This window comes from Limnohabitans sp. 2KL-51 (genome assembly GCF_003063645.1).
Lineage (GTDB): Bacteria > Pseudomonadota > Gammaproteobacteria > Burkholderiales > Burkholderiaceae_C > Limnohabitans_A.
Window position 1 is genome coordinate 1 of record NZ_NESJ01000001.1, and the last position, 16,248, is coordinate 16,248.

Below are 16,248 nucleotides of genomic sequence, written 5' to 3' on the forward strand. Positions count from 1 at the left end.
GTACTTTGATAGGTTGGGAGTGCCAAGGCTGTCATGACCTCAAGCTCTCGAACCGCCGGGTGCGGACCCGCATGCCCGGTGGTGTGGCAGGGGTGGCTGCAATAATTGCGGCCCCCCTATGCCGATTTGGGTCATCTAAGGTGCTTCTTCGGGCTGGCGATACAATTCATTTTTATAAGAAAACTTCAGATTTTGAATGAGCGGACTTAACAATTTGGAACACGGCGACCTTGAAAATAAGGCCTCAGACCGTTGGTATTTGGCCTATACCAAACCTAGGCAAGAGACCGTGGCGCATTCCAATCTGGAACAACAGGGGTTTGAAGCGTATTTGCCCTTGTTCAAAAAATTCAAAAAAACCGAACAAGGTCCAGTGGCGCTTTTTGAGCCCATGTTCCCACGCTACATCCTGTTTCGACCGGGCCGTTTAGGGCAAAGCATTTCAGCCGTGCGCAGCACCAAAGGGGTGACCACAATCGTTAGATTTGGGTTTGAGCCCGCCCTGCTGCAGGAGGATGTGGTGCAGCGGATTCGCCTGATGGAGCAATTGCGCCTTCAGGCCACCATCGAGGTGCTCAACCAACTGAAGGTGGGTCAAAAAGTGCGTCTGAAGCACACCGCATTGGGTGCCATCGAGGGTCTAGTGCACAACGTGTCGAGCAAAAGGGTGGCTGTGCTGTTAGAGATTTTGGGACGTCCCATGGTGGTGCAGGTGGATCACCACCAGGTCGAAGCCAGCGTTTGAAGTTGGGGCTACCCGGGCTTCACAGTGGGGCAGAAGAGCCAAAGCGACGGTCACGCGTGGAAAACCAGGCCAGCGCCTGTTTCAGGGTTTCGGGCGAAAAGTCCGGCCAGAGCTCGTCGCAGAAAAACAATTCGGCATAAGCCGCTTGCCAAAGCAGAAAGTTGCTCACCCGTGACTCCCCGCCTGTGCGGATCAGCAAATCCACTTCCGGTGCGTCGGCCGTGCTCAGGTACGGGGCCAGGGCTTCTTCAGTCAAGGTGTCCAGACGCTTGTCCGGATGCGCTTTTTGCCAAGCTTTGGTGGCCTGGAGCATGTCCCATCGGCCCCCGTAATTGGCGCAAACGTTCAAGGTGATGACTTGATTGTTCGCCGTTTGGGTCTGGGCATCTGAAATCAGTGTTTGAAGGGCGGGAGAAAACCGGCTCGTGTCACCCAGCACCTTCAACCGCACCCCGTTGGTGTTCATGTTGCGAATTTCCTTTTTCAGGTAAGTCGTGAACAAGCCCATGAGGCTGCTGATTTCCTCTTCGGGGCGTTTCCAGTTCTCGGTGCTGAAGGCAAACAGGCTCAGTTGGGAGATGCCGATTTCACCGCAGGTTTTAACGATGTCCCGCACCCGTTGTGCGCCCGCTGCATGGCCCAAAGCCGCAGGCATGAAGCGTTTTTTGGCCCAACGTCGGTTGCCGTCCATGATGATGGCAATGTGCCGTGGCAGAGGGGCAGTGGGTGAAAGGTGCAACAGGGGGACTCGCTAGGGTACGGATCGTGATTTTAGTAGCTCTTGGGCCTGGCGGATCCAGCCGGGTCAGCGTAATCCATGTTTCAGCCCGTGAAAAGGCCAATAAGGCCATCAAAGCGAACAGGGTTTGGCGAAACATGCGGTGCAGGAGTTACCGCAAGGACCGAAGTGTGCCTCGCTCACCTCGTTGGGGTCGTCTTTTGTCAGACGTGCGCAGGCTTGTGTTGTTGTCATACTTAGGGCGGTGTTAAGGTGATCAGTCGGGTGATCGGGAGCCATGGGTATTGCTCAGTTTGCGGGCGCCGATGCCGTTAAGTTTTGACGAGCTTCAATTGAAGTTGATGAACTGGCGCTTTGTCTGACCGTGCACCTCCAAGGAGACCCTCATGAAATCTCAAATTCAGGAATTTCTGGACCGTATCCAGCAGCTGGAAGCGGCCATTGAGGAAGAGGCTAAAAGCCATCGACAGCAGTGGCAGGCCGACTTTGAAGAGCATAAAGTTCGCTTTGAAAAAGAGGTGCTGGCCCAGCAAAAGCGCTTCAAGGAGGGCTTGCTCGGTTATGTGCTCACGGCCGATTGGCGCCATGTGCTGTGCGTGCCCTTCATTTACCCGGTGCTGGTGCCCATGCTGCTGCTCGATGCCTTTATCACGCTGTACCAATGGGTGTGTTTCCCCTTGTGTGGCATTCCCCAAGTCAAGCGCTCTTCGTATTTTGTATACGACCGAACGCACCTGGCTTATTTGAATTGGTTGGAAAAAATCAACTGCGCTTATTGTTCGTATGGCAACGGCCTGATGGCTTATGGCCGCGAGGTGGTGGCCCTGACTGAGAAATACTGGTGCCCGATCAAGCACGCTCGACGCAGGATGCAAGCGCATGCGCATTACCACGGCTTTGCCGATTACGGCGATGCTGAAAATTACCGTGCCGAATTGGCCCGTTTGCGTGAAGAGCTCCGGCAGATCAGTGCCAAGGAGTTCGCTCCCCCTGCCTGAGCCCAAGGTCCATTGGGTGGTGTCACGTCACCGACAGCCTGAAGACGCGCAGGTGAATAAAGTCAAGCCTATGAAAACATTTGCAAACTTGGCCGAGTTGGCCGCTTGTGTCGGTCAGGATGTGGCCGCGACCGAATGGGTGACCATCACCCAACAACAGGTCAACCAGTTCGCCGAGGCCACGGGCGATCACCAGTGGATTCACGTCGACGTGGAGCGGGCCAAACAAGGTCCCTTTGGTGCACCGATTGCGCACGGTTTTTTGACCTTGTCCTTGCTGTCGCAGTTCTTTGACAAAACCATCGTGGTCACATCGGCCCGCATGGGTGTCAATTACGGCCTGAACAAGGTGCGCTTCATGGCCCCAGTGCCGGTGGGCAGCCGTTTACGTGCCCATCTGCATTTGCATTCGGCCACACCTATTGAGGTGAACGGCTTGCAGCTTCAGTGGAACGTGACGGTGGAGCGCGAGGGCAGTGACAAACCGGTGTGTGCCGCCGAATCGCTGGTGCGCATTTACGCCTGAGGCGGCAGGCCTGGCGCTGGGCTGGCCCCGGCAAAGCCGTTTTGCCGCCAGGCCTCAAACACGGTGACGGCCACCGCGTTCGAAAGGTTCAAGCTGCGTTGGCCGTCGCGCATGGGCAGCTTGATGCGCTGGGCTGGGGCGAACTGTTCGCGCAACTCGGGCGACAGGCCCCGCGTTTCCGAGCCAAACACCAACCAGTCGCCTGGCGCAAAAACCACGCAGTGGGCGGATCGGCTGCCGCGCGTGGTCAGGGCAAACATACGCTCGGGGTCCGGTTGTTCTTGGGCCAAAAATGCCTGCCAGTCGGCATGGCGCCGCAGGTCAGCGTACTCGTGGTAGTCAAGACCTGCCCGGCGCATGTGTTTGTCGTCCATTGAAAAACCCAAGGGCTCGATCAGGTGAAGCGTGCAGCCGGTGTTGGCCGCCAGTCGAATGACGTTGCCGGTGTTGGGCGGGATTTCAGGCTCAACCAGGACAATATGGAACATGGCCTGTATTGTGCATTGGCCTTCAGGCGTCGCTGCCCGCTTCGGTGCGTGCCAGCACCAAGGCGCTGACCTGCTCGGCCCCGGCCTCGCGCAGCACCCGGGCTGCCGTGTGCAACGAGGCACCGCTGGTCATCACATCGTCGATCAGTACCACCTTTTTGCCACGCAACTGCGCAGCCCGCAAAGGCTCTACCGCAAAAGCCCCCACCAAATTGGCCAGCCGCTCGGCCCGTGGCAAGGTGCGCTGCGAGGGCGTGTCGCGGGTGCGCAGCAGCAAACGGGCGTCGGCTTTGTGCGGACTGAGTTGGCGTGCCAGCAACCAGGACTGGTTGTAGCCGCGCTCGGCCAGGCGCTGGGCCGACAGCGGAATCGGCAGTACCCAGTCGGCCTCGTCCAGTGCGTCTTCCGCCAAAGGGGTGCTCAGCATCAGGGTGGCCAAAGCCTCGGCCCAACCGGGTTGCTGGTGAAACTTGTAGCGGGCGATCAGGTCCACCCAGGGCCAGGCGTAGGCGGTGGCCGTCAGGCACAGGTCCAGCGGGGGCGGTGATTTCAGGCAAGCGCCGCAGCGCCTGGCAGGGTAGGGCAAGGGCAGGGCGCAACTGGGGCAGCGCTGCTGGGGTTGGGCAAAGCGGCTGATGCACGTCTCGCACAGCGGCGAATGGGGCCAGCTTTGGCATATGGAACAGCGGCTGGGTAGCCAGCGCCAAAACCCACCGGGACGCGTGGCGGTCGATGTGTCAAACAAGCCTTGAAGCCAAGCGGTTCTCATGCAGTCAATATACTCAGCCCGGGCTGACTGAACAAGCACAACTCCTGTTTGAGCTTGTGCGTGCCCAGCACCACCAATACCCCTCCCATATGCCCCAAGCCCTCCGCCCCCCTTCTTTGGACCCCGTGGCTGCTGCCCGCTGGCAGGGCCTGCCCGTGTTGGATGCGCAGTCGCCCTGGCTGCACGAAGAGGTGGCATCACGCATGCAGGAGCGGCTGGACTTCATCAAACTGCATCCGAAACAGTGGGTGCATTGGGGTCCACTGCGCGGCGGCCTGGCGGCGCAACGTGCCCTAGAGCAGCGTTACCCCAAGGCGCAGGTGTGGCTGGCCGGAGAGCCTCCAACGCACGCACAGGCCACCCGACAGGCACTTCAAACGCCGTGGTGGCAAGTGCAGCACTGGCGTGGACCCAAGAGGAGTGACGGTTTGCCACCCGAGCACACGGTGCAAATGCTGTGGGCCAACATGCACCTGCATGCCAGTGCTGAGCCCCAGGCATTGCTGCAAATCTGGCACCGGGCCTTGGCGGTCGATGGTTTTTTGATGTTTTCTTGTCTGGGCCCCGATACCCTGCGTGATTTGCGCCAGGTGTATGCCCAGGCGGGCTGGTCCGAGCCCGCGCACGAGTTCACCGACATGCACGACTGGGGGGACATGCTGGTGGAAGCCGGTTTTGCCGAGCCGGTCATGGACATGGAACGAATCACCTTGACCTATGCCAGCGCTGATACTTTGTTGGCCGAGTTGCGGGGGCTGGGGCGCAATTTGCATGTCCAGCGATTTCAGGGCTTGCGTTCGCGCCAATGGCGTGCACGCTTGTCAGAGGCCTTGCTGACGCTGGCGCGTCCCGAAGAAGGCGGACGCTTGTCCTTGGGCTTCGAGATTGTTTACGGTCACGCCCTGAAGCCTCAACCGCGCTTGAAAGTGGCCGCAAAAACCGAAATCGGCCTGGATCAGATGCGGCTTATGCTGGAGTCAGGTGGGGGTATACAGGACAAAGTTTGAGATCTGTCAAAAGATGATTTGATCTCAGGTAAAATCCACAGGTTTTTTAACCACAGAACTGGCTTGACAGGGTGTAGGGTTATTGAAAGTTGACGGATGTCAAATCAGGCTTACCAATTCGCGCAAGTGTCGGGCCCTGCCGTTCAATGGCGGCTTAAACGCAATTGTTCGGTCACGCCGGCCCAGTTGGGCTGGATGTACCTGTCGTTGTGCACGCTGTCCTTGGGCATCGGGATGTTCTTCTGGATGCAAGGGGCCACTTTGGTGTTGGCCTTTGCAGGCGTCGAGGTGGCGGTGGTGGGGTTGGCTTTTTTGGCCTACGCCCGACATGCCGCGGATGGAGAGATGATTTCTCTGCAAGGCAGTAACTTGGTGGTCGAGCTGGAAACGGCGGGCCGACTGGAACGGGCTGAATTTGAGCGCCAGTGGGTGCGGGTTGAGCCCAAGTCCGGCGACCAAAGCCTGATCGAGTTGTCGGGTCAAGGTCGATCCATCGAAGTGGGCCGATTTGTCAGGCCCGAGCTTCGGCAAGTGCTGGCGCGAGAAATCAGGAGGGCATTGCGCTCAGCGTGATGCCACTGGCCAAACGGGACGTCCGGCTTGGCCAAAGGTGTGAGTTCAACAGAGTCTTGGAAGTTAGTGAGAACCATGAAGAATATTTCCAACCAATTGGCTTCTTTGCTGTCCCGCGCGGGCATCTTTGCAGGCGCGTGGGCAATCACGGCAGCTTATGCGGTCAATGATTTGCCGGGTGGCCCTGCGGTCAATCAGCTTAATTTGCACCCTGCTGCCACCAAAATTGCCGAAGAGCAGCAATGGCTGCACTGGTTCATGCTGATCCTTTGCACGGTGATTTTCATTGCCGTGTTCGCGGTCATGTTCTATTCCATCTGGAAGCACCGCAAATCGGTCGGCCACAAGCCAGCTAAATTCACGGAATCCATCACGGTGGAAGTGATTTGGACGGCAGTGCCCTTTGTGATTGTGATTTTGATGGCTTTGCCCGCCACCAAAGTTCTGGTCGCTCAAAAAGACACCACCAATGCCGATCTGACCATCAAAGCCACCGGTTACCAGTGGAAGTGGGGCTACGACTACATCAAGGGTGAGGGCGAAGGTCTGAGTTACATCTCAACCCTGGATTCCGGCCATCGCGCCATGTCCAATGCGGGCAAGCCCGAAGGCGATAACTATTTGCTCAAAGTGGACTACCCGTTGGTGGTTCCGGTGGGCCAAAAAGTGCGCGTGATCACCACGGCCAACGACGTGATCCACGCATTTGCAGTGCCCGCTTTCGGCATCAAACAAGATGCGATCCCGGGATTCGTGCGCGACACCTGGTTCCGTGCCGAAAAAACCGGTGACTTTTACGGCCAGTGCCAAGAGCTCTGCGGCAAAGAACACGCTTACATGCCCATTCATGTGAAAGTGTTGTCTGCACAAGACTATGCTGCATGGGTGGTGGAAGAAAAGAAAAAGCAAGCGGCCAAAGCCGATGATCCAGCCAAAGTCTGGGCTATGGACGATTTGTCCAAGCGCGGTGAAAAAGTGTATGCAGCCAACTGTGCGGCTTGTCACCAAGCCACCGGCAAAGGCGCGGGGGCCATCAAGGCCATCGACGGTTCTGCTCTTGTCTTGGATGCAGACAAATCCAAGCAGATTGCCGTGTTGCTGAACGGTCAAAACAACGGCGCCATGCCAGCATGGAAGCAATTGTCTGATACCGAAATTGCCGCTGTGATCACTTACACCAAAAACAACTGGTCCAACAAGACCGGGCAAATTGTGCAGCCAGCTGAAGTGCTGGCCGCTCGCAAATAATCCTTACCGTATTCAAATCAAAGGAAATCAAGATGAGTGCCGTTCTCGACCATCACGATCACGCCCATGACGACCACGGTCACGCGCCTGCGGGCTGGCGTCGTTGGGTGTATGCCACCAACCACAAAGACATTGGTACCTTGTACCTGTTGTTCAGCTTTACCATGCTGATGGTGGGCGGTGTGCTGGCCCTGGGTATCCGTGCCGAGTTGTTCCAGCCAGGCTTGCAAATCGTCAACCCCGAGTTGTTCAACCAGTTCACCACCATGCACGGCATCATCATGGTGTTCGGTGCGATCATGCCGGCCTTTGTGGGCTTTGCAAACTGGATGATCCCTTTGCAAATTGGCGCCGCTGACATGGCCTTTGCCCGCATGAACAACTTCAGCTTCTGGCTGATGATTCCTGCCGCATTGATGTTGGTGGGCTCGTTCTTCATGCCTGGTGGCGCACCTGCTGCCGGTTGGACACTGTACGCACCTTTGACTCTGCAAATGGGCCCATCCATGGACGCAGGTATTTTTGCGTTGCATATCCTGGGTGCTTCGTCCATCATGGGTTCGATCAACATCATCGTGACCATCTTGAACATGCGCGCCCCTGGCATGACCTTGATGAAGATGCCCATGTTCGCTTGGACATGGCTGATCACTGCTTACTTGCTGATTGCCGTGATGCCTGTGTTGGCTGGCGCGATCACCATGACTTTGACAGACCGACACTTCGGCACCAGCTTCTTCAATCCTGCTGGTGGCGGCGATCCGGTCATGTATCAGCACATTTTCTGGTTCTTCGGTCACCCCGAGGTGTACATCATGATCTTGCCGGCTTTCGGCATCATCAGTCACATCGTGCCTGCCTTCTCGCGCAAAAAACTGTTCGGATACGCCTCCATGGTGTATGCCACATCGTCCATCGCGATTTTGTCTTTCATCGTTTGGGCGCACCACATGTTCACGACCGGCATGCCGGTCACGGGTCAGTTGTTCTTCATGTACGCCACGATGCTGATCGCCGTGCCGACCGCCGTGAAGATCTTCAACTGGATTGCCACCATGTGGCGCGGCTCCATGACGTTTGAAACCCCGATGTTGTTTGCGGTGGGCTTCATCTTTGTGTTCACCATGGGTGGTTTCACCGGATTGATCCTGGCCATGGCCCCGATCGACATCCAGTTGCAAGACACTTATTACGTGGTGGCCCACTTCCACTACGTGCTGGTCGCCGGCTCCTTGTTTGCGCTGTTCGCTGGTGTTTATTTCTGGATTCCCAAGTGGACCGGTGTGATGTACAACGAATCACGCGGCAAGATCCACTTCTGGTGGTCGCTGATTTCCTTCAACGTGACCTTCTTCCCGATGCACTTCCTGGGTCTGGCGGGTATGCCACGCCGCTATGCCGACTACCCCATGCAGTTCACCGACTTCAACATGATCGCCTCGGTGGGTGGCTTCTTCTTCGGTTTTGTACAGGTTTATTTCTTCGTGTTCGTGGTCTTGCCTTGTATGCTGGGTAAGGGCGAAAAAGTGCCGCAGAAGCCTTGGGAAGGTGCTGAAGGCCTGGAGTGGGAGGTGCCTTCGCCAGCACCTTTCCACACCTTTGAAAATCCACCCAAGCTGGACGCTACAGCAACCCGCGTGATCGGTTAATGATCATGGCCATGACTCCTGAACAAAGAAAAAGCAACGTGCGCCTGGGCTTGATCCTGGCCTCGGTGGCCTGCGTTGTGTTGGCTGGTTTTGTGGCCAAGATATTGATCTTGGCCTCCTGAGAGAACCAAGATGAACCTGCGCGGTGAAAATTTGAAGATGGTGGGCAAGCTGGCGATCGTCACCGCTGGCATGTTCGGGTTCGGCTATGCGCTGGTGCCCATTTACAAGGCCATTTGCGAGATCACCGGCATCAACATCCTGTCGATTTCCGAGACGCAGGTCCCGGGCAACGCCAAGGCAGGTAAAGCAGCCGAAGTGTTGCGCAACAGCCAAGTGGACACCAGCCGCACGATCACCGTGGAGTTCGATGCGAATGTGCGCGGACCTTGGGATTTCAAGCCGGAGAAGCGTTCCATGCAGGTGCATCCTGGTGAGCTGAGCACAGTGATGTACGAATTTCAAAACGTACAAAATCGCCGCATGGCGGCACAAGCGATTCCCAGCTACGCACCACGCAATGCGGCCAACCATTTCAACAAGCTCGAGTGTTTCTGTTTCAACCAGTACACACTGGAGCCGGGTGAAAAGAAGTCCTGGCCAGTGGCTTTTGTGATCGACCCCAAGTTGTCCAAGGACGTGACCACCATCACGCTGTCTTACACCTTCTTTGAAGTGGGCGGCAAGACACCGGCGGCACCGACTGCGCCATTGGCCGCTGCCGTGCAGCCCGTGACGGTCAAGACAGGTTGGGGTTCATGAACGCGCCTGCCCGTAAAACTTCTTGGCTGCGCACCATTCAAGTGGTGCTGTGGTCGTTTGTCGGGCTTCGCAAGAATTCCGAATCGCAGCAAGACATGGAAAAGCTCAACCCCTTCCACATCATCGGTGTGGCCATCGGGATGGCATTGTTGTTTGTTCTGGGGCTGATCGCCCTGGTCAATTGGGTGGTGGCACAGCCGACTGGCCTTTAACCCGCATCGTTTGATTTCGAATAAGAGAGAGCAGGAGTCCCCATGAGTTCAGCAGCACACGGCACCACGCCTTATTACTACGTTCCGCACCCATCGCGTCACCCGGTGATGGCCGCCATCGGCCTATTTTTCCTGATTCTGGGTGCTGGTCAGTGGGTCAACGGTGCCGACTGGGGCATGTATTGCCTGTTCTTCGGCATGGCATGGTGGTTGATCGTTTTGTACCAGTGGTTCTCTGAAGCGGTGCAAGAGAGTGAAGGCGGCCTGTATGGTCGGAAAATCGACTTGTCTTTCCGTTGGAGCATGACCTGGTTCATTTTCTCGGAAGTCATGTTCTTCGGTGCCTTCTTCACCGCACTGTGGTGGGCCCGGTCACATTCGATTCCTGCGCTCGGTAGCTTGGAAAACGCACTGCTTTGGCCTGACTTCAAAGCTGCATGGCCCAGCGTGGTGGCCGGGGCGACCACCTCGCCAGCCGGCTTTGTTGAGCCCTTCCAAACCATGGGTCCTTTCTGGTTGCCCACCATCAACACCGCTTTGCTGTTGACATCGGGCGTGACCTTGACCATCGCGCACCATGCCCTTCAGGTGGGTGACCGCAGCAAGACCATCAAGTTCATGTGGATGACGGTGTTGCTGGGCCTCACGTTCCTTTTGGTTCAGGGTTATGAATATGCCCACGCTTGGGGTGAATTGAACCTCAAATTGTCATCCGGCATTTATGGCTCCACCTTTTACATGCTGACGGGTTTTCACGGCTTTCACGTGTTCGTGGGCATGTTGATGCTCTTGTTCATTACCCTGCGTTTGCAAAAGGGCCACTTCACCAAAGACCGTCACTTCGGCTTTGAGGGTGCGGCGTGGTATTGGCACTTTGTGGACGTGGTGTGGTTGGGTTTGTACATCCTGGTGTATTGGATGTAAGCCTGCCCTTGGCCCCAACAAAAAAGCGCCCAAGGGCGCTTTTTTGTTGGTGATGGATGACGCGAAAATGCCAGATCAAATCGACATGGCGGTGGCCACAAAGATCGAAGAATCGATCAAGTCCCTGGGGGGATGCCTGTAGGCTGGATCCAGCCCAATTTCCAGGCCGCCAGAACGCAGATGAAGAGGACAATGGAAAAGCCGACACGAAAGGCCAGCGCGGTGGCCATGTTGCCTTTTTTGGGTGCTTGGCCCTCAACGGGTGGGGCACTGCCCCGCATCATGTACAACAGGGCCGAGCCCAGACTGACCAAAATGGCGAGAAACGCGATGGCGACAAGAATTTTCATGGGCACATTATCCGATGACTGACAAACCCCTTCATTGGAAAAGATGGCTGGTGCTGGCAGTGGCTGCCGCAGGCGTGGCCATCACCTTTTCCCTGGGGCTGTGGCAGCTCGGCCGCGCCGATGAGAAAACCGCCTTGCAAGACGCGCGAACACAACAGGCGGGCAAAGAGGCGCTGGATGGCCGCACCCTGAGTGGTGGGCCTGAAGGTGTGGCGCAGCGCAGCGCGTTGATTCACCGCCGCTTGGTGGTGACAGGGCGTTGGCTGCCAAACAATACGGTGTTCTTGGACAACCGGCAGATGAATGCCAAACCAGGGTTTTTTGTGCTGACCCCGTTGCAGATCGAAGCCACGGGCGAGGTCTTGGTGGTGCAGCGCGGCTGGGCGCAGCGCTCTTTCACCGACCGTGCCGCATTGCCGTCTGTGCAGACGTCTGAAGATCGGGTGCAAATAGAAGGCCATTTGGCCCCATGGCCTTCAAGGCTCTATGACTTCGGCGGGACCGAGACGGGTCCAATACGGCAAAATCTCGATTTGAATGCTTACCGACAAGAAACAGGTTTGAAGGTGCTCGAAGTCACCTTGCTGCAATCGGGCGGGCCCTCGGAAGGCCTGCTTCGCGAATGGCCCTTGGTGGCCAGTGGTGTCGCAAAGCACCACGGATACGCTTTCCAATGGTTTGGCCTGAGTGGCCTGATCGCTTTACTATATGTCTGGTTCCAAATTGTCCAACCCCGCCGCCAAAAACGACCTGCCTGACAGCCCCCTGGCCATGACGGTGCACGACTTGCCTAACCCCGGTTCAGTGGTGCAAGCCGATGCCCAGCGCACGCGCATGGGCCGCTGGAAAATGATCCTCATGATGCTGGTTTGCGCCTCACCGGTCATCGCCTCGTACTTCACCTACTACGTGATCCGACCCGAAGGCCGTCGTGTATATGGCGAGCTGATCCAGCCGCAAAAAGACATGCCTCAGCTCAGCGCAAAAAACCTGCAGGGCGAATCGGTCACGCTGGCCAGCCTGAAAGGCCAGTGGTTGCTGGTGACTGTCGCATCCGGCAGTTGCGACGAGCGTTGTCAGCAAAACCTTTATTTTCAGCGCCAATTGCGCGAAATTCTGGCCCGCGAAAAGGACCGGGTTGACCGCGTCTGGTTGGTCACTGACGATGCGCCTGTGTCCCCCAGTCTCTTGCCTGCCCTGAACATGGCGCATGTGCTGCGCCTGGATGCGGCCTCGGTGCAAAACTGGATCAGCCCGGCCCAAGGGCAGCAGTTGCACGATCATTTGTACGTCGTCGATCCTATGGGCAACTTCATGATGCGCTTCCCGGCCAACATGGACGTGGCCAGTGCCTCCAAAGCCAAACGTGATCTGGAGCGATTGCTCAAGGCCTCTTCGTCTTGGGACAATGCGGGCCGCTGAGTCATGACAGAAGTGGACCTGTACAACCTGGAACCGATTTTGGAGCTGATGGCCGTGGGCCTGGCAGTGGCAGCACTGCCCTTGGGCTGGTGGCTGTGGCGCCAGCGCAGCACCACACCATCGGGGCGGCTCAAGGCCTTGACCCTGATCACCTTGTTTTTGACCTTCGATTTGGTGCTGTTTGGGGCGTTCACCCGGCTAACCGATTCTGGCCTGGGGTGCCCCGATTGGCCGGGCTGCTACGGCAGTGCCACGCCCATGGGGGCCAAGGTCGAAATCACGGCTGCTCAAACGGCCATGCCCACCGGACCGGTCACGCACAGCAAAGCCTGGATCGAGATGGTGCACCGTTACTTGGCCACCGGGGTGGGGGTCTTGATCCTGACTTTGGCGGCAATGACCTGGTGGCTGCGCCGCCAAAGCCGTGAGGTGAGCCCCTGGTTGCCTACGTTCACGCTGGTGTGGGTGTGCATGCAAGGGGCGTTCGGCGCACTCACGGTGACCATGAAGCTGTTTCCGGCCATCGTCACCTTGCACTTGATGGGCGGCATTGGTCTGTTGGCTTTGTTAATGGCGCAGGCGGTGCGTTACGACGGCGTTGGCTTTCGGCCCCTGCCATCGGTTTTGCGCTTGGGCCTGTGGTTGGGCTTTGCTTTGCTTTGGCTGCAGATTGCATTGGGGGGCTGGGTCAGCACCAATTACGCGGTGCTGGCCTGCCCCGACTTTCCCACCTGCCACGGCCAGTGGGTGCCCGAGATGAACTGGCAAGGTTTCGGCGTCTGGCGTGAATTGGGCTACACCCCAACAGGCGAACTCTTGCCGTTCGCCTCGCTGGTTTCTATCCATTTCGTTCACCGCTCGGCCGCCTGGCTGGTGTTGGCGGTGCTGCTGTGGCTGGGCTGGCGTTTGCGGGTGCAGCCGGGCTTGGCCTTAGGGGGGCATTGGTTGTTGGGCCTGTGTGCCTTACAGTTCGCCACCGGCTTGAGCAACGTGGTTCTGGGCTGGCCCTTATTGGCCGCCGTGATGCACACCGGTGGTGCTGCGGCCATGGCCTTGACCCTGACTTGGGCGCTGTGTGTCAGCCGAGCTGATAATTCAGGGCCTTTTCCCCTTTCCAAAAAGTTTGCCGAATGACCGTCGCCACCGCCCGTTTGCCCATGAATGTCTGGCAACAGTATTACGCGCTGACCAAACCGCGCGTGGTGCAATTGATCGTTTTCTGTGCCCTGATCGGCATGGTGCTGGCCGTGCCTGGTGTGCCAAGTCTGGCCGAGTTGAAGCTGGGTTTGTGGGCCTGCATTGGCATCTGGCTGGTGTCGGGGGCAGCGGCGGCCTTCAACTGCCTGGTTGAAAAAACCATCGATTCCAAGATGAAGCGTACCTCTTGGCGGCCCACCGCCAAAGGCGAGTTGAGCGACCGCCAGGCCTTGGTGTTTTCTGCTGCTTTGTGCGCCTTGGGATCATTGGTGCTTTATGTGTTTGTTAACCCCCTCACGATGTGGCTCACCTTTGCCACCTTTGTGGGTTACGCCATTGTCTACACCGTGATCCTGAAGCCACTCACGCCACAGAATATTGTGATCGGTGGGGCAAGCGGGGCCATGCCGCCCGTTCTGGGTTGGGCTGCGATGACCGGTCAGGTTGGGCCTGAGGCGCTGATCTTGTTTCTGATCATTTTTCTGTGGACCCCACCGCACTTTTGGGCGCTGGCGCTTTACCGGGTCGAGGACTATCGCAAGTCGGGCCTTCCCATGCTGCCCGTGACGCATGGCAATGAGTTCACCCGTCTACAAATCTTGCTCTACACCATCGTGCTGATGGCTTCTTGTCTGATGCCTTTTGTCTACGGCATGAGCTCTTGGCTTTACTTGTCCACCGCAGTGGTGCTGAGCATCGGCTTCATCGGCTACGCGGTGGCTTTGTTTCGCGTCTATTCGGACGAGCTGGCCCGCAAGACTTTCCGTTTTTCACTGATCCATCTGAGCGCCTTGTTTGCCGCTTTGCTGCTGGACCACTATATTTTTTGAGGCCCAAGGCATGTTGCAACGCAGAGTATTGACAAGTACGGCCTTGGCCATGGGTTTGGCAGGCGCGTTGTGGGGCTTGAGCGGCTGCGGCGCGGACAAAGCTTCATTTCGCGGCGTGGACATCACTGGAGCCGACTACGCCCAGGGCTGGGAGTTGAGCGATCAAGACGGGCAAGTGCGCACGCTGAAGGACTTTGCGGGCAAGGCCGTGGTGGTGTTTTTTGGTTTCACCCAATGCCCCGACGTCTGTCCAACCGCCTTACAGGAAATGGCCCAGGCCAAACAGTTGCTGGGTGCCGATGGGGCCAAGCTCCAGGGCATCTTCATCACCGTAGACCCCGAGCGAGACACGCCCGAATTGCTCAAGGCCTATATGGCCAATTTCGGGCCGGATTTTGTGGCCTTGCGCCCCACGGCCGAGCAGCTGCCCAAGGTGACCAAGGACTTCAAGATCTATTACAAAAAGGTCGAAGGCAAAACTGCCACCAGCTACACCATGGACCACTCGGCGGGTAGTTTCACCTTTGACCCACAGGGCCGCATCCGGCTATACAACCGCCACGCCAGCGGTGCCGAAACGCTGGCTGCCGACGTAAAAATCTTGCTCAGCGGCAAGTGAGTCCGGGCCACCGGGCCCAGGGCTGCATACGCCGCTGCAATGCCCGTTTCAGGGCTTCAATTCACCTCGATCTTCTGGCTGCGGATGATGTCACCCAGCGCTTTGGTGTCGGACTCAATCCGATTGCGCAAGCCTTCAGGCGATGAGCCCACCACTTGCCAGCCCTGCTGGAACAAACGCGCACGCATCTCCGGCGCACGCACGATGTCGCTGACCACGGACGACAGCTTGATGGCCACAGCCGCTGGCATCGAGGCGGGGGCGGCCACCGCGTTCCAGATCTCCAACTGGTAATCCTTCACGCCAATCTCACTGAGGCTAGGCACCTCGGCGGCCACCGGGCTGCGCCCTGTGCTCGAAGCCCCAATCGCCCGAAGTTTGCCTCCGCGCACCTGGGCTGCTGCCATGGCGGGTGGCAACAAAGCCAGTTGCACTTGGCCACCGAGCATGGCCGTGATGATTTGCGGGTTGCCGGGGTAGGGCACATGCACCGGCGCAATGCCGGCTTTGGTTTTGAGCAGTTCCATGCCCAAGTGCGCCACGGTGCCGACACCGGGCGATGCGTAGCTGAGTTTGTCGCCGGCCTTTTGGGCCTGGCTCAACCATTCAGCAGCAGTTTGACCGGGTGCCACTCCGGGTCCTGACGCGGGGACAGTCAGCACCAGGGGGGCTTTGCCGATCAGGCTGATGGGCGCGAGGTCTTTGAGCGGGTCATAAGGCACCTTGGGGTTCAGGATGCGGGCAATCGTCATGTTGCCGTTGATCATCAGGCCCAGTGTGTGGCCGTCGGTGGACTTGGCCACGAAGTCCGCGGCGATGTTGCCGCCTGCGCCCACTTTGTTCTCAACAATCACGTTTTGCCCCAGCGCTTTGGCCAGGGGTTCGGCCAAGGCGCGGGCCGTCAGGTCGGGGCTGGAGCCGGCAGGGAAACCGACCACCAGACGCACTGTTTGGGTGGGCCAAGTTGCTGTCGATGCAGTGTTCGAGGGGTTGGCCCAAGAAGGTGTCAGTCCCAAAGCCAAAGCAGCGCCAAGGGCTTGGGCCACATGGCGGCGAGAAAAACCTGTGGGGGTACGAGTGGTCATGGCGGAGCCTTTCAAAACAAAACTGCTGTGACTTTAGCGCACAGCAGGCGAAAAAATACCCGGCCTGTGCCGGGTATCCGAAATCATGGTGGCCCACAGGCCCCT

At 57.9% G+C, this 16,248-nt stretch carries 21 protein-coding genes; 16 read left to right on the plus strand and 5 right to left on the minus strand.

Going from position 1 to position 16,248, the window contains the following annotated elements:
- Positions 1-196 precede the first annotated feature (196 nt).
- Complete coding sequence (locus tag B9Z49_RS00005; RefSeq protein ID WP_108351401.1) at positions 197-745, plus strand: transcription termination/antitermination protein NusG; 549 nt, start codon at positions 197-199, stop codon at positions 743-745.
- 19 nt (positions 746-764) lie between these two features.
- On the opposite strand, the gene uppS is transcribed toward B9Z49_RS00005, so the two are convergent.
- The gene (gene uppS, locus B9Z49_RS00010; RefSeq protein WP_108351402.1) at positions 765-1,484 is read right to left on the minus strand and encodes a polyprenyl diphosphate synthase; all 720 of its coding nucleotides are present in this window, start codon (positions 1,482-1,484) and stop codon (positions 765-767) included.
- Positions 1,485-1,870: 386 nt separating this feature from the next.
- Between uppS and B9Z49_RS00015 the strand changes: the two genes are divergently transcribed.
- Positions 1,871-2,482: a hypothetical protein gene (locus B9Z49_RS00015; protein WP_108351403.1), complete on the plus strand. Its 612-nt coding sequence runs from the start codon at positions 1,871-1,873 to the stop codon at positions 2,480-2,482.
- Positions 2,483-2,552: 70 nt separating this feature from the next.
- Positions 2,553-3,008 carry a MaoC family dehydratase gene (locus tag B9Z49_RS00020; RefSeq protein WP_108351404.1) on the plus strand — a complete coding sequence of 152 codons (456 nt, stop codon included), beginning with the start codon at positions 2,553-2,555 and terminating at the stop codon, positions 3,006-3,008.
- Here B9Z49_RS00020 and trmL read toward each other — a convergent pair.
- The gene (trmL, locus tag B9Z49_RS00025) at positions 2,999-3,496 is read right to left on the minus strand and encodes a tRNA (uridine(34)/cytosine(34)/5-carboxymethylaminomethyluridine(34)-2'-O)-methyltransferase TrmL (protein WP_108351405.1); all 498 of its coding nucleotides are present in this window, start codon (positions 3,494-3,496) and stop codon (positions 2,999-3,001) included. The two genes, B9Z49_RS00020 and trmL, sit on opposite strands and share 10 nt — an antisense overlap.
- Before the next feature lie 22 nt (positions 3,497-3,518).
- Complete coding sequence (locus tag B9Z49_RS00030) at positions 3,519-4,265, minus strand: ComF family protein (protein ID WP_108351406.1); 747 nt, start codon at positions 4,263-4,265, stop codon at positions 3,519-3,521.
- An 89-nt stretch (positions 4,266-4,354) separates the two neighbouring features.
- On the opposite strand from B9Z49_RS00030, the gene B9Z49_RS00035 reads away from it, so the two are divergent.
- The 8 genes from B9Z49_RS00035 (at position 4,355) to B9Z49_RS00065 (ending at position 10,640) form a co-directional block, all read left to right on the plus strand.
- On the plus strand, positions 4,355-5,272 hold the full coding sequence (locus tag B9Z49_RS00035) for a biotin synthase (RefSeq protein ID WP_108351407.1): 918 nt from the start codon (positions 4,355-4,357) through the stop codon (positions 5,270-5,272).
- A gap of 96 nt (positions 5,273-5,368) precedes the next feature.
- Positions 5,369-5,845 (plus strand): DUF2244 domain-containing protein, encoded by a 477-nt coding sequence (locus B9Z49_RS00040; protein WP_108351408.1) that lies wholly within the window; start codon positions 5,369-5,371, stop codon positions 5,843-5,845.
- A gap of 75 nt (positions 5,846-5,920) precedes the next feature.
- On the plus strand, positions 5,921-7,093 hold the full coding sequence (gene coxB / locus B9Z49_RS00045) for a cytochrome c oxidase subunit II (protein ID WP_108351409.1): 1,173 nt from the start codon (positions 5,921-5,923) through the stop codon (positions 7,091-7,093).
- Between the two features lie 32 nt (positions 7,094-7,125).
- Positions 7,126-8,742: a cytochrome c oxidase subunit I gene (gene ctaD, locus B9Z49_RS00050; RefSeq protein ID WP_108351410.1), complete on the plus strand. Its 1,617-nt coding sequence runs from the start codon at positions 7,126-7,128 to the stop codon at positions 8,740-8,742.
- Between the two features lie 11 nt (positions 8,743-8,753).
- On the plus strand, positions 8,754-8,864 hold the full coding sequence (locus B9Z49_RS22105; RefSeq protein ID WP_233254444.1) for a cytochrome oxidase small assembly protein: 111 nt from the start codon (positions 8,754-8,756) through the stop codon (positions 8,862-8,864).
- 10 nt (positions 8,865-8,874) lie between these two features.
- Positions 8,875-9,504, plus strand: a complete 630-nt coding sequence (locus B9Z49_RS00055) for a cytochrome c oxidase assembly protein (protein ID WP_108351411.1) — start codon at positions 8,875-8,877, stop codon at positions 9,502-9,504.
- Positions 9,501-9,716: a DUF2970 domain-containing protein gene (locus B9Z49_RS00060; RefSeq protein ID WP_108351412.1), complete on the plus strand. Its 216-nt coding sequence runs from the start codon at positions 9,501-9,503 to the stop codon at positions 9,714-9,716. The genes B9Z49_RS00055 and B9Z49_RS00060 overlap by 4 nt, the downstream gene beginning before the upstream one ends.
- Before the next feature lie 42 nt (positions 9,717-9,758).
- Complete coding sequence (locus B9Z49_RS00065) at positions 9,759-10,640, plus strand: cytochrome c oxidase subunit 3 (RefSeq protein WP_108351413.1); 882 nt, start codon at positions 9,759-9,761, stop codon at positions 10,638-10,640.
- A gap of 116 nt (positions 10,641-10,756) precedes the next feature.
- On the opposite strand, the gene B9Z49_RS00070 is transcribed toward B9Z49_RS00065, so the two are convergent.
- A complete protein-coding gene (locus tag B9Z49_RS00070) occupies positions 10,757-10,990 on the minus strand; it encodes a twin transmembrane helix small protein (RefSeq protein ID WP_108351414.1) in 234 nt (77 codons plus the stop codon).
- Positions 10,991-11,004: 14 nt separating this feature from the next.
- Between B9Z49_RS00070 and B9Z49_RS00075 the strand changes: the two genes are divergently transcribed.
- From B9Z49_RS00075 to B9Z49_RS00095, 5 genes are read left to right on the plus strand one after another with little or no spacing between them, the layout of a single operon-like run.
- The gene (locus tag B9Z49_RS00075; RefSeq protein WP_108351415.1) at positions 11,005-11,748 is read left to right on the plus strand and encodes an SURF1 family protein; all 744 of its coding nucleotides are present in this window, start codon (positions 11,005-11,007) and stop codon (positions 11,746-11,748) included.
- Positions 11,699-12,412 (plus strand): hypothetical protein, encoded by a 714-nt coding sequence (locus B9Z49_RS00080; RefSeq protein ID WP_108351416.1) that lies wholly within the window; start codon positions 11,699-11,701, stop codon positions 12,410-12,412. Before B9Z49_RS00075 ends, B9Z49_RS00080 begins: the two co-directional genes overlap by 50 nt.
- A gap of 3 nt (positions 12,413-12,415) precedes the next feature.
- Positions 12,416-13,546, plus strand: a complete 1,131-nt coding sequence (locus B9Z49_RS00085; RefSeq protein WP_108351417.1) for a heme A synthase — start codon at positions 12,416-12,418, stop codon at positions 13,544-13,546.
- Positions 13,543-14,439 carry a heme o synthase gene (cyoE, locus tag B9Z49_RS00090; protein WP_108351418.1) on the plus strand — a complete coding sequence of 299 codons (897 nt, stop codon included), beginning with the start codon at positions 13,543-13,545 and terminating at the stop codon, positions 14,437-14,439. The genes B9Z49_RS00085 and cyoE overlap by 4 nt, the downstream gene beginning before the upstream one ends.
- A 10-nt stretch (positions 14,440-14,449) precedes the next feature.
- Entirely contained in the window at positions 14,450-15,058 is a 609-nt protein-coding gene (locus B9Z49_RS00095) for an SCO family protein (RefSeq protein ID WP_108351419.1), read from the plus strand.
- 56 nt (positions 15,059-15,114) lie between these two features.
- Here the strand turns inward: B9Z49_RS00095 and B9Z49_RS00100 are convergent, their stop codons facing one another.
- Positions 15,115-16,143 carry a tripartite tricarboxylate transporter substrate binding protein gene (locus tag B9Z49_RS00100; RefSeq protein WP_108351420.1) on the minus strand — a complete coding sequence of 343 codons (1,029 nt, stop codon included), beginning with the start codon at positions 16,141-16,143 and terminating at the stop codon, positions 15,115-15,117.
- Positions 16,144-16,248 lie beyond the last annotated feature (105 nt).